The organism is Acinetobacter entericus (genome assembly GCF_026168575.1).
GTDB classification, from domain to species: Bacteria; Pseudomonadota; Gammaproteobacteria; order Pseudomonadales; family Moraxellaceae; genus Acinetobacter; species Acinetobacter bouvetii.
Genome location: NZ_JAPEQW010000011.1, coordinates 22,784 through 34,929, shown reverse-complemented (window position 1 = coordinate 34,929; position 12,146 = coordinate 22,784). Strand labels below are relative to the sequence as shown.

At 45.6% G+C, this 12,146-nt stretch carries 10 protein-coding genes and 3 pseudogenes; 11 read left to right on the top strand and 2 right to left on the bottom strand.

What is annotated here, in order from left to right; translation table 11 throughout:
- The first annotated feature begins 139 nt into the window (after positions 1 to 139).
- Positions 140 to 1,222, top strand: a complete 1,083-nt coding sequence (locus OKC24_RS10195; RefSeq protein ID WP_131276252.1) for a patatin-like phospholipase domain-containing protein — start codon at positions 140 to 142, stop codon at positions 1,220 to 1,222.
- A gap of 65 nt (positions 1,223 to 1,287) precedes the next feature.
- Positions 1,288 to 1,605, top strand: a complete 318-nt coding sequence (locus OKC24_RS10190) for a hypothetical protein (RefSeq protein WP_130143833.1) — start codon at positions 1,288 to 1,290, stop codon at positions 1,603 to 1,605.
- 64 nt (positions 1,606 to 1,669) lie between these two features.
- Here OKC24_RS10190 and OKC24_RS10185 read toward each other — a convergent pair whose 3' ends face one another.
- Positions 1,670 to 4,033, bottom strand: a complete 2,364-nt coding sequence (locus OKC24_RS10185) for a Tex family protein (protein ID WP_130143834.1) — start codon at positions 4,031 to 4,033, stop codon at positions 1,670 to 1,672.
- 332 nt (positions 4,034 to 4,365) lie between these two features.
- Between OKC24_RS10185 and ompR the strand changes: the two genes are divergently transcribed.
- From ompR to OKC24_RS10160, 5 genes and pseudogenes are all read left to right on the top strand, one after another.
- Positions 4,366 to 5,130: an osmolarity response regulator transcription factor OmpR gene (ompR, locus tag OKC24_RS10180; RefSeq protein WP_005007026.1), complete on the top strand. Its 765-nt coding sequence runs from the start codon at positions 4,366 to 4,368 to the stop codon at positions 5,128 to 5,130.
- A 295-nt stretch (positions 5,131 to 5,425) separates the two neighbouring features.
- Positions 5,426 to 6,886, top strand: coding sequence for an ATP-binding protein (locus OKC24_RS10175; protein ID WP_005007024.1), 1,461 nt, complete (start codon positions 5,426 to 5,428; stop codon positions 6,884 to 6,886).
- Positions 6,887 to 7,092: 206 nt separating this feature from the next.
- Complete coding sequence (gene scpC / locus OKC24_RS10170) at positions 7,093 to 8,610, top strand: succinyl-CoA:acetate CoA-transferase ScpC (protein ID WP_130143835.1); 1,518 nt, start codon at positions 7,093 to 7,095, stop codon at positions 8,608 to 8,610.
- Positions 8,611 to 8,772: 162 nt separating this feature from the next.
- Positions 8,773 to 9,148 (top strand): annotated as a pseudogene (locus OKC24_RS10165) (GNAT family acetyltransferase).
- A 145-nt stretch (positions 9,149 to 9,293) separates the two neighbouring features.
- Positions 9,294 to 9,980, top strand: a complete 687-nt coding sequence (locus OKC24_RS10160; RefSeq protein ID WP_130143836.1) for a DsbA family oxidoreductase — start codon at positions 9,294 to 9,296, stop codon at positions 9,978 to 9,980.
- A gap of 67 nt (positions 9,981 to 10,047) precedes the next feature.
- On the opposite strand, the pseudogene OKC24_RS10155 reads toward OKC24_RS10160, so the two are convergent.
- Positions 10,048 to 10,247, bottom strand: a pseudogene (locus OKC24_RS10155) (dodecin family protein).
- 229 nt (positions 10,248 to 10,476) lie between these two features.
- Between OKC24_RS10155 and OKC24_RS10150 the strand changes: the two are divergent.
- The 4 genes and pseudogenes from OKC24_RS10150 to OKC24_RS10135 form a co-directional block, all read left to right on the top strand.
- Positions 10,477 to 10,713: a hypothetical protein gene (locus OKC24_RS10150; RefSeq protein ID WP_130143838.1), complete on the top strand. Its 237-nt coding sequence runs from the start codon at positions 10,477 to 10,479 to the stop codon at positions 10,711 to 10,713.
- Between the two features lie 161 nt (positions 10,714 to 10,874).
- Positions 10,875 to 11,132, top strand: coding sequence for a hypothetical protein (locus OKC24_RS10145; RefSeq protein ID WP_228257533.1), 258 nt, complete (start codon positions 10,875 to 10,877; stop codon positions 11,130 to 11,132).
- Between the two features lie 316 nt (positions 11,133 to 11,448).
- Positions 11,449 to 11,628 (top strand): hypothetical protein, encoded by a 180-nt coding sequence (locus tag OKC24_RS10140; protein ID WP_130143839.1) that lies wholly within the window; start codon positions 11,449 to 11,451, stop codon positions 11,626 to 11,628.
- A 13-nt stretch (positions 11,629 to 11,641) separates the two neighbouring features.
- A pseudogene (locus tag OKC24_RS10135) lies at positions 11,642 to 12,146 on the top strand (hypothetical protein); the annotation flags it as partial.

Sequence of the window (12,146 nt, the reverse complement as noted above, 5' to 3'; positions counted from 1 at the left end):
GTGCAGCCAAATTTGCGCAGCGGCCTTCTTAAATCACGCATCTAAATGACTCAGCAGTCATTGACTGAGTCATCTCGCCATTGCTGTACATTTGTTCTATTCTAAACTTTATGCACAAGTGTATAGCAGCGTAAAAACAATGACCCAGATTCTGCAGAAACGGCCTCCCGCCCTAACCATCCGTGCCGGCGCCACAGCACGGCAGCTGATTGAGCAAGCAGGCTTGCAGGCCAGCCAAGTGGATATCATTCCTGGCGCTGCAGGCGGCCCTAAAGGCATTGGACTCACCGGTCTGGATTTAGCAATTTTTGGAGAATTTCTCCCTCAGTCCAAACAAAGACGCTTCTTAATCGGTTCATCTGTAGGCGCCTGGCGATTTGCCGGCATTGTCGCGCAAGGAGAAAAAATTGGGCCTGAGCAATTAGCGGATTTATACATTCATTTGCCTTTTCATAAAAAAATGAAAATTGCGGAAATTGAAAAAATTTCCAGAGAGATGCTCTCAGGCATTTTGGGCAGTCAAACACAGCAATTGGTTGAACACCCAGATTATCATCTCACCATTATTGCCGCCAAAGCCGAACATCTGTTCCAAAGCGATCAGCGCTTAGCCCTTTACAGCTCGCTTTTGGGGATTATCGGCAGCAATGCGCTGTCTCGAAATCATCTGAATAAATTTATGCAGCGGGTGATTTGCCAGCCTGAACATTTTCCGCAATTTAAAATTCAGCCGGATGCGTTTAAAACCCATTATTTAAATTTTAATCAGCACAATGTCGCCGATTGGCTGATGGCGTCCGGCTCAATTCCAGGCGTAACGCCTGCTGTTAAAAATATCGCGGATGCGCCGCAAGGCGCCTACCGGGACGGCGGATTGATCGACTACCATATTGATCTGCCCTTTGAAAGCCAAGGAATTGTTTTATACCCGCATTTTAGCGACAGCATCATTCCCGGCTGGTTTGATAAAATGTTTAAATCGCGGACAAGCAATCCCGAAAACCAAGCGCGCACGGTGTTGATCTCTCCATCACAAGATTATCTGCAATCATTGCCCTTAGGGCGCTTGCCTGACCGCAAGGACTTTGTTCTCAAAGGCCTAGATGCGAAACAGCGAATTCAGATGTGGAAGCAGTCTGTCGCTGAAAGCCAGCGCTTAGGCGATGAATTTTTAGAGATGGTGGAAAAGCAGAATTTCCCGCAGTTTATACAGCCTTTGTAAGGATTAATGCAGCAGGCGCAATTGGCTTGTATAATCAAGCCACTTTTTAAATTTTTAAGATGCTTATGCGGATTTTTCTCCTTGTCTTGCAGTTTGCCTGCATCGCTTTTGCGCTGTTCCTATGCTACCAGGTTGCTATTGCTCTAAGCACGCCGCATTACGATTTAATGGAAGTTGTAGCTGACGTCGGCACCATTTTAATCTGTATTGATTTAGCGACGTTCTTATTCAGCAGCAAAAAACAGGACGGCATCAGTTTTGAAGATTACGCAAAACAGCTGGAGCAGCCGCCGTCTAAATTGGTGTATGTGACCCGTAAATTAGGCCATTTGGGCATTATGCTGATTTTAGTCAGCTGGATTGTGCCAATGCTGCATGCTTGATACCGCAAAGACAGGCATAAAAAAACCTCCCAAATGGTAGGTTTTTTTACTTACACATTAAAGGTTACTTCGAACCTTTAATCCCGGCTTGAAGCAACAATGCGCCTAAACCGCCAATTTTATTTTCTTGCGGTTTAGCGGCCTGCGGCTTCTTATGGTTATTTTGCGGACGATCACCTTGAGGGCGTGCATTTTGCGGACGTTTGCCTTGAGGTTTACGTTCACCGCGCTGCTCATTGCTGTGCTCACGGCGCGGCTGACGTGGCGCTTTAGCAGGCGCTTCTGAACCTTCAGGACGCATCGATAAGTTCACACGGTTGCGCTCCGCATCCACCGTTAATACACGCACTTGCACAATTTGGCCCGGTTTCACCACTTTATGCGGATCAGACACAAATTCATTCGCCAATTCAGAAATATGCACTAAGCCATCTTGATGTACGCCAACATCCACAAATGCGCCGAAATTGGTCACATTGGTGATCACGCCTTCCAGCTGCAAGCCTTCTGTGAGCTGCGATACTTCGGTGATGTCTTCACGGAACTTCGCTGTGCGGAATTCTGGACGCGGGTCACGGCCCGGTTTTTCCAGCTCAGACAACACATCTTGAATCGTTGGCAAACCGAATTGTTCATCGGCGAAATCTTCCGTTTTGACTTGGCGGATGATTTCGCTGTTGCCAATGATGTCTTTGACCGTCGTCGCTTTCGCTTCAGCAATCTTATTCACCAAACCGTAAGATTCAGGGTGAACGGCAGATGCATCCAATGGTTCAGAACCGTCTTGAATGCGCAGGAAGCCCGCTGCTTGCTCAAAAGTACGCTCGCCTAAACGCGGCACATTTTTCAACGCTTGACGGTTGTCAAAACGGCCGTTTTCTTTACGGAAATCGACAATTTGCTGCGCAATGGATTTATTCAGACCCGCAATATAGCCCAAAATTGCGGCAGATGCGGTGTTCACATCTACACCCACAGCATTCACACAGTCTTCAACCACAGCGTCCAGCGTATTCGCCAAACCGGTTTGATTCACATCATGCTGGTACTGGCCCACACCAATTGATTTTGGATCAATCTTCACAAGTTCCGCTAATGGATCTTGCAGGCGGCGCGCAATTGACACGGCGCCGCGGATTGAAACATCCAGATCAGGCAATTCGTTCGATGCCAATTCAGACGCTGAATACACCGATGCGCCTGCTTCAGACACAGACACGCGGGTCAATTTCAAGTCACTGTTGGCCGCCATCATTTCTGCAACCACAGCTTCAGTTTCACGGCTCGCTGTGCCATTGCCAATGGCAATTAAGTCGACATTGAATTCACGGCAAAGGCGCGCAAGCTCTGCAATTGAGCCAGCTTTATCTTCTTTTGGCGCAAATGGATAAACTGTGCTGTGCGCAACCACATCGCCTGACTGGTTCACGACCGCCAATTTCACACCGGTACGGATGCCGGGATCTACACCCAATGTGCAGCGTGCGCCTGCAGGCGCAGACAGCAATAAATGGCGTAAGTTTTCTGCAAATACATGCATTGCTTCAGCTTCGGCAGCCAAACGCTTTTCCGTGAGCAATGAGTGTTCAATGGCAGGGCGGATTTTGCCTAACCAGAACAATTTTGCTGTTTGCTTCAAGTAGTCTTGACGGCTTTGCGGCTGCACTGCATCCAGGCTGTATTCAGTTTCAATGCGGGCCAATGGCGCATGGTCTTCGCCATCCACTTTCAAGCCCAGCACGTTTTCCTGACGGCCGCGCAGCATCGCCAGCAAACGGTGTGACGGCACTTTGTTCAGGTTTTCTGAAAAATCGAAATAGTCGCGGAACTTTTTGCCCACTTCCTTTTTCTCATCAGAAGCCACTGAGCTTTTCAACGCCGCAGTTTTAGCAAAGGTGTCTTTCAGCTCTGCTGTCAATGCGATATTTTGCGCCCAGTCATCAATCAGAATATGCTGAATGGCATCCAGCTGGCTTTCTGCATCTGGATAGTCTTCATGGCTGAAGCCCGCCAATGCTTCGGCAGGATCTACCGCTTCTGCAAAAATTTTCTCAGCAATTGGGCCTAAGCCAGCTTCCTTAGCTTTAAATGATTTGCTGGTGCGTTTTGGACGGTATGGCGCGTAAATTTCTTCTAATGCGTTTTTAGTTTCTGCACCGTTCACACGGGCAAGCAAATCGTCAGATAATTTATTTTGTTCTTTCAGCGATTCAATAACTTTTTCACGGCGTTCGTATAAATCACGCAAATACGATAAGCGCGTGTCGAGTTGGCGTAACTGCGTATCGTCTAAGCCTTGCGTCACCTCTTTACGGTAACGCGCAATAAATGGAACGCTGGCACCTTCATCAATTAATTTAATGGCAGCTTCAACTTGATTTGGACGTACGGCAATTTCTGTTGCCAACTGCTGAACTAAGTCAGTCATCGTATGTGATCCCACAAGGATAAGTTCTAAAAGCCATGATTATAAAGACCAAGACCATAAAATCCACAATTGTTTTTATTAATTTGCTTACGGTTTTTATTGCCAATTCACTGCAATTTAACATTTTTCACTTAAAGTTTTAATGAAACATGAATTTAGCCCAAAAAATATAAGTCAATTGTCCGCCAAACCATGTATATATTTAGTATCTATGTCTTGATTTTAACTGCAATATTTGTTGCTTTAGAACATAGTCAACAGATACACATGAGTCGTATACTCAAGTTATGCCAACTTTTGTTACGAAGACAATAAAGAATAAGGAGCACATCATGAGTTTAGTGGTACCTGCCGAGAAGACTGATGCCGTACAAGCCGATACAGACCGCGTAGAACGCATTCTCGTAGTCGATGATGATGTGCGCCTGCGTACGCTTTTACAGCGATTTTTAGAAGATAAAGGCTTTGTGGTGAAGACCGCACATGATGCTACTCAGATGGACCGGCTTTTGCAGCGGGAGCTGTTCTCACTGATCGTGCTGGATTTTATGCTGCCCGTTGAAGACGGCTTGAGCATTTGCCGCCGCCTGCGCCAATCCAATATTGATACGCCGATTATCATGCTGACAGCGCGCGGCAGCGATTCTGACCGCATTGCGGGGCTGGAGGCCGGTGCGGATGACTATCTGCCGAAACCATTCAACCCGAATGAACTGTTGGCGCGCATCCGCGCAGTACTGCGCCGCCAAGTGCGTGAAGTGCCTGGCGCGCCAAGCCAGCACATGGAAGTGGTCTCTTTCGGCCCTTGGTCTTTAGATTTATCTACACGCACATTGACGCGTGAAGGCCAGGTGGTCACCTTAACAACTGGCGAGTTTGCGGTATTGAAAGCGCTGGTTCAGCACCCGCGTGAACCCTTAACCCGTGACAAGCTGATGAATTTAGCCCGCGGACGTGAATGGGGCGCAATGGAGCGCTCAATTGATGTTCAGGTGTCACGCTTACGCCGCTTAGTGGAAGAAAACCCTGCCCGCGCGCGCTACATTCAAACCGTATGGGGCGTGGGTTATGTCTTTGTTCCAGATGGCGCTGAGTAATTTTTTAAGTCATAGATGAATTCCCAGCTTTGAATTACGTGACAGCCCATTCGCAACTGTTCGAGATAGGAGGCATCCGATAAATTTTGTTTCTGCGATAAATATACTTTTATCACTGTAAGCGAACGAGTTTTGCGAGTGAAATGGTTTTGCCTACTTTTGCCGAAACAAAAGTAGGTCGAACCGAAGGTTATTCCATCAAATTAATTCTAATGGCAAGACGCCGCCGTGCTGTGCAATGGCATCTGAACAATAAAAAGCAGAAAATCATGATGCATCAATTCAGGATCAATTCGTGAAACTCGAACCCATCGACCCGCAAGAATTTACCGACTACGCAGCCTACCAAGAAAAAAAACGCACCTCTTGGGAACGCTTCTTAGACAAAGTCAAACCGCGATCCGCCGCCATGCGCACCACGGTTCTGGTTCTGTTTATTGTCTTTTTCAGCTTATTCATGTCCCTCTGGTTCTTTTGGCGCACGCTGTATTTGCCGGAAATTCAGCAGCATGCGCGCTATTTAGCGGTCGAATTGGAAATTATCAACAATCCTGATCTGCGCATTTTCCATAACAATGCCGAAGTGGATGTCGACACCTGGATGAAAAACCGCGTTGGCATTGAATACATTACCGATCCCAAAGAATTTCCCAATGTCAAAGACAAAGTCATTGCTGAGTTTTTTACCAACCAAATTGAAAAAAAACTCGCCAATGAAATGCGCATTGACAACGCCACCGTGTATTTCCAATTTAAGCCCGACCCGCGCATTTGGATTCAAACGCCTGAAATGAATGGCAATTGGGTGAGGGAGCCGTTAAAGACCTATGCCAATTACAGCCCCGAGCTGATTTTTGGCTGGCTGCTGGGGATTCCGCTGATTGCCGCGGTGATTATTTTAACTTTAGTGCGTCAGCTCAACCGGCCCTTAGCCCGCCTGCAGCATGCCGCCAACAGCTACAGCAAGACCGGCACAGCGCCCTACTTGGAAACCAATCACGGCCCGCAGGAAATCCGTGAGGTGAACCAAGCCTTTAATCATATGATTTATACGCTGGATCAGGCCGAGCGTGACCGCCGCATCATGCTGGCGGGCATCTCGCATGATTTGCGCACGCCGCTGACCCGCATCCGCCTGAGTGCAGAAATGATGCCGGATGATGACTTCCTCAAAGAAGGCCTGATTTATGATGTTGAGGATATGGACGCGATTTTAAATCAGTTTATTTCGTATATGCGTGACGGCTCAGATGAAGAGCCGCAAGATACCGATATCAATATGCTGCTGCAGGAACTGATTATTCAATTCAAACCCTTGGATATCCGCTTTGAAGCGCAAGAGCTGCCGATTATTCAAGCGCGCAGCCTGTCTCTCAAACGCCTGATTGGCAATTTAATCAACAACTCGAAACGCTACGGTGCAGAACCCATTGAGCTGTCCGCATATGTAGAAGCTGAGCAGCTGATGATCAGTGTGGCGGACAATGGCGAAGGCATTCCGGATGACCAGATTGCAGACCTGATGCAGCCCTTTGTCCGCGGCAATGATGCCCGAACGGTGCAAGGCAGCGGCTTAGGCCTGGCGATTGTAAAGCGCATTGTGGATATCCATGAAGGGCAGCTTTCAATTCATAACCGCCCTCAAGGCGGTTTAGAAGCGGTGATTTCATTGCCGCTAAAAAAAACCGAAGCTGATGAAGTTTTAAGCAGCAGCCCCTTAGAAAAAATCAAGCAAACTTTCAGTGAGCGCTTCTAGCAAGCGCTCAAATAGCGAACAAACAGTTTTGTGCAATCCTTGAACAAGCTTAGTTTTTGTTTTTTAAAACAATATCTTAAAAATCATAAAAATATCTTATACCCGCATTTCTTCAAAAAATTAGACCTTAGCCTAACAGGTATGCAAAATAGCTTTTTTGATCGGTACAATCCGTATCAGTTTTAAGATTTCCCAGAGAGTAAAACATGTCTTTAGATCGCATTCGTTTAGCATCACTTCACGATAAAGTTATCAGCGCTGAACAAGCAGCTGCATTTATCAAAGATGGCATGACGGTAGGTATGAGCGGATTCACCCGTGCAGGTGAAGCAAAAGCGGTGCCTTTAGCGTTGGTGAAACAAGCAAAAGCAAACCCATTGAAAATCACATTGATCACGGGTGCGTCTTTAGGCAATGACCTCGACAAGCAGTTAACTGAAGCCGGTGTTCTTGCACGCCGCCTGCCTTTCCAAGTCGACAATACTTTACGTAAAGCGATCAACAAAGGCGAAGTGATGTTCATCGATCAGCACTTGTCTGAAACAGTTGAACAAATGCGCAACCTGCAGCTGAAAAAACCGGACGTTGCCGTAATTGAAGCTGTTGCGATTACAGAAGACGGCGGCATCATCCCGACGACTTCTGTCGGCAACTCTGCAAGCTTTGCTATTTTTGCAAAAGAAGTGATTGTAGAAATCAACACCAACTTAAGCCCGGCTTTTGAAGGCCTGCACGATATCTACATCCCGTCTTACCGCCCAACCCGCCAGCCAATTCCATTGACTCAAGTGGATGAGCGCATTGGCACAAGCGCAATCAATATCGACCCGTCTAAAATTGTCGGCATTGTCTTCAACAGCGAATACCACGATTCTCCATCTACAGTGACTGAACCCGATGATGAGACTCAAGGTATTGCCAACCACCTGATCGCTTTCTTTGAAAAAGAAGTTGAAGAAGGCCGCCTGCCGAAAGACCTTGGCCCGCTGCAGGCAGGGATCGGTTCAATTGCCAACGCTGTCTTGACTGGCTTAAAAGAATCAAACTTTGAAGATCTTGTAATGTATTCAGAAGTGCTGCAAGACTGCACATTTGAATTGATTGATGCAGGCAAAATGAAATTTGCTTCAGGTTCGTCCATTACGCTTTCTGCAAAATACGGCGAAAAAGTATTTAATAACCTTGAACAGTACAAAGACAAATTGGTGCTTCGTCCGCAAGAAATTTCGAACCACCCTGAACTGGTTCGCCGCTTAGGCATTATCGGCATCAATACTGCGCTTGAGTTCGACATTTACGGCAACGTAAACTCAACGCACGTTTGCGGTACAAAAATGATGAACGGCATCGGCGGTTCAGGCGACTTCGCGCGTAATGCTCATCTTGCAATCTTCGTCACTAAATCAATTGCGAAAGGCGGCGACATTTCTTCTGTTGTTCCATTTGCATCGCATATTGATCACGCAGAGCATGACGTCGATATTCTTGTAACAGAACAAGGCTTAGCTGACCTGCGCGGTTTAGCGCCACGTGAACGCGCGCGCGCTGTCATCAACAACTGTGCTCACCCAATGTACCGTGACGCATTGAATGATTACTTTGACCGCGCATGTGAAAAAGGCGGTCAAACGCCGCACATTCTTCGTGAAGCGCTGTCTTGGCACGTCAACTTCGAAGAAACTGGCCACATGCTGGCGCAGCAAAAAGAAGCGAAATCTGCTTAATTCTGCGCAATAAAAAAAACGCCCTTTTGGGCGTTTTTTTTATGCCTTTTTTTGAAGACTGCTGATTAAATCCTGTAAGCCCGACTAATCTATAGTGATTAAAATAAAAGCTTAAAAAACAATGCTTATTCTTCGCCCTGACTCAAATCTGATTTAGATGACGTGCTTGCACTTTGGAAACTTTGCAATCTGACCGGCCCATGGAATAACCCTGAAATTGATATTTTCAGAAAGCTCGCCCAGCAAGACCAGCTCTTTCTATTCGCCGTCAAAGATGATCAGCTCATTGCAAGTGTCATGGGCGGCTATGACGGTCACCGGGGCTGGGGCAACTTGCTGTACACCCAAATTTCCAGCGCAACGGCATTGCCACCGCTCTGATTCAGTAATTGGAAAAGCGCTTACAGCATGAGGCTGCCCAAAACTTCAATGATTCATTCGTCAAGACAATAACGATGTACAGAATTTTGATGAACAATTGGGCAATGAAGAAATCGACGTGATTTGTTTGGGCAAACGCCTGATTCCGGATGAATAAAGATATAGCCCCTCTTCTGCTATTTTAAAGGCTAATACATTGATGTGATTTACCGCAGTATGGTTAAAAATGGATTGCAATGCATGGCTTTAAATTTTAGGATTTGCCCCCATAAATTCCCCAGAACATAGAAAAGAGATTTCCCATGCGTGTAGATATCTGGTCAGATGTGGTTTGCCCATTTTGTTATATTGCGAAAAAACGTCTTGAAGCCGCTGCCGAAGAATCCGGTGTAAAACTTGAAGTGTTTTGGCACAGCTATCAACTTGATGCAGATGCGCCCGCTCGCCTGGAAATTTCCAATACTGAACGTCTGGCTCAAAAATACGGCCGCAGCATTGAAGAAGTTGAAGACATGCAGCGCAATATCGCAGAAATGGCCAAGGCTGAAGGCATTGATTTTAACTGGCAAAAAGCCAATTCAGGCAACACATTGAATGCACACCGCATCATTCATTTGGCGCAAAGCAAAGGCTTAGGCTCGGAAGCGGAAGAAGCCTTTTTCTATAGCTATATGACCCAAGGCTTAGCTATTGGTGAGCGTGAAACCTTAGAAGATGTTGCATCCCGCATTGGCTTAAATCCAGTTGAAGTTGATGACTTGCTCGACTCAGATGAATTTGCCGATTTCGTAAAATATGATGAAGAAGTTGCCCGTGATCAATTAAAAATTACCGGTGTACCCTTCTTTGTTTTTGAACAGCGTATTGCATTGGCAGGCGCTCAGCCCAAAGATGTATTTAAACAAGTGATGGATAAAGCCGCTGAGCTTCCCGAGCTTGCCCCAACCCCGGTATGCAATGATGAAAGCTGTGAAGCCCCAGAAAAATAATTAGCGCGGCGTGAATAAAAAATCCCCTCCTCTGGGGATTTTTTAGCGCCGCATCTATATAAATCTGTTAATCGGCCAAGAAGCTGATCTTAAATTGACGCAGTATTCCGTAATTTTGTTGTCTGAGATCATCACTTTCTGTTCGTTGACCCAAGCGCCCTGCACGTTCTTTACCGTTCCGGTTACCTTGGCAATACCTGTTTGAATTGCATCCTCCAAACTTTGGATACTGCTGGAATTTACTTCTACAATTTTTGCAATGGCCATTACCGCTCTACCTCAATTTTTCTTATCGAGGGGCTTCATCATAGATTGAAAAATAAACAGAAATAGACACTTTAAAACTTGAACAGCAAAATCTCACGGAATAGACAGAGTTAATATTTTCTTTATTTTTAGCTTACAAATCGTTGCTCCATCTTACATGCTCAAGACAATGCAAAGCCTCAAAGCCCTATAATCTAAAGGCTCTACCCTATCAGCTATCGAGAGCAATATGACTACAGAAAATCTATCCTCTGCTTCAGACTCTGCGCCTCAGGACACTGCTGCAGAGACCTCTTGCAGCAAAAGCAGCTGCGCGAAATCATCTAAGTTTTCACCCACGGTAAAAGGAATATTGATTGGCGCCGTTGCCGGCAGCATTTTACCCGTTTTCGGCACATTCAGCGGGGCTGTGATCGGAGGTATTGCTGGAAAAGTTTACCAAAAGAAATGTTCGAAACCTGTTTAAGCTCAAGCATTAAAAACCTGCAGCAAGTGGTCATGCGCAAGGCTGACCACTTAGAATATTTACTCTAAACATTTGTTTTATAGAAACAAAAAAAACAAACCACTCATCTGCTGTTGCCGAATTGATCATTTTCTATTGCATGTGTTTTGCTATTATTTTAAATGAAATTTAAAGCATTAAATGCATCTCCTGTCCAGCTTCGCTGGACTTTAGAAAAGGAAATAATCATGAACGCACTAAAATCAGTCTTCGCTATTGCTGTTATGGCCATTTCTGCTACTGTCTCTGCACAAGTTGTTTATGTGCCTGATTTTCCAGTTAAAAAAGAAGCGCCTGTTCAAGCTTCAAATCCTAGCACTCAAGCGCCTGCTTCTGAAGCATCTGGGTTAAATCAGGCAGCATCAGAAAAATCGGCTTAAATTCAAGCTGATTTTCTGTCAAAAAAAAGCAGATCCGCATTCTACGGGTCTGCTTTTTTTATTTCACTTAACAATATTCCTAAGCCAGCACAGAGCGCCCGCTTTTCGGCCTTTTCCCGAGCAAGGCAAGCCCGTGAGCATGCGGAAATCCAAAACCCGATTCTAAAAATACGGTTATTTTTTCACTAAAATGCACTTTTTTTGTCAATTTTGCAGACTATTCGTCAAAACTTGACGTTTTTTTTCATGCTTTTTTTCCTGAAATACATATAATCAATTCAATATTATTCTTTTTGTCAAATACATAGGTCTGCCTATGCAAAACCTTCAGGCGCTTATACAGGGAAAGGTTTCACCGCAAGCCATTAATCTTGATGACTTGATTGAGATGGCAGAAAAACACCCGCAGCCAAATTCTGCAGAATATAAATTAATCGAATTGGCAGCCAATATCGTTTTAGCAAAATATTTAGAAAAAGCTCAAAAATTTCTCTAGGGGAATCAACTGAATGAATGCGTTAGAAAAAGCGCTTCTCATTAAAGAACTGCATCAATTAACAAATGATTTAGAACATCGGGCGCTTTCTTTTTATGAAATTGCCAAAGCAAAAAAGCGCATTAAAGATATTTTTTCGCTCTGTGACGAGCCTATTTTTCAAAAGCAGATCCTCTCTTATAAGGCTCAAATTGAGCCGCACGCGGCAGCCCAAACTTTTGCTGCAGGCACACCCTTTGCGTCAGATTTCCGGGGCTATTTCACCGATGAGCTTTTGCTGGAAAAACAGCTGTATTTAATGCCTCAATCGGGCTGGGCATTTTTGCATGTCTTGAATAAAGGCTGGCAAATCTGGCTGATTCCCGCAGCCAATCGGACGGCATTGATCAGTGACTGGGGAAATTTCGAAGACAACTATTCGTGGATGCTTCAAATGCAAAAGCACTATGCGTGCCTTAGCACCGATGATGCGAAGCGCGAAGCCGAAGCCGAAGCCGAAGCCGAAGCCGAAGCCGAAG

Excerpts from the sequence above, each read along its gene's own strand:
- OKC24_RS10195 (WP_131276252.1), top strand. The coding sequence starts at position 140 with ATGACCCAGATTCTGCAGAAACGGCCTCCCGCCCTAACCATCCGTGCC.
- OKC24_RS10190 (WP_130143833.1), top strand. The coding sequence starts at position 1,288 with ATGCGGATTTTTCTCCTTGTCTTGCAGTTTGCCTGCATCGCTTTTGCG.
- OKC24_RS10185 (WP_130143834.1), bottom strand. The coding sequence starts at position 4,033 with ATGACTGACTTAGTTCAGCAGTTGGCAACAGAAATTGCCGTACGTCCA.
- ompR (WP_005007026.1), top strand. The coding sequence starts at position 4,366 with ATGAGTTTAGTGGTACCTGCCGAGAAGACTGATGCCGTACAAGCCGAT.
- scpC (WP_130143835.1), top strand. The coding sequence starts at position 7,093 with ATGTCTTTAGATCGCATTCGTTTAGCATCACTTCACGATAAAGTTATC.
- OKC24_RS10160 (WP_130143836.1), top strand. The coding sequence starts at position 9,294 with ATGCGTGTAGATATCTGGTCAGATGTGGTTTGCCCATTTTGTTATATT.
- OKC24_RS10150 (WP_130143838.1), top strand. The coding sequence starts at position 10,477 with ATGACTACAGAAAATCTATCCTCTGCTTCAGACTCTGCGCCTCAGGAC.
- OKC24_RS10145 (WP_228257533.1), top strand. The coding sequence starts at position 10,875 with ATGAAATTTAAAGCATTAAATGCATCTCCTGTCCAGCTTCGCTGGACT.
- OKC24_RS10140 (WP_130143839.1), top strand. The coding sequence starts at position 11,449 with ATGCAAAACCTTCAGGCGCTTATACAGGGAAAGGTTTCACCGCAAGCC.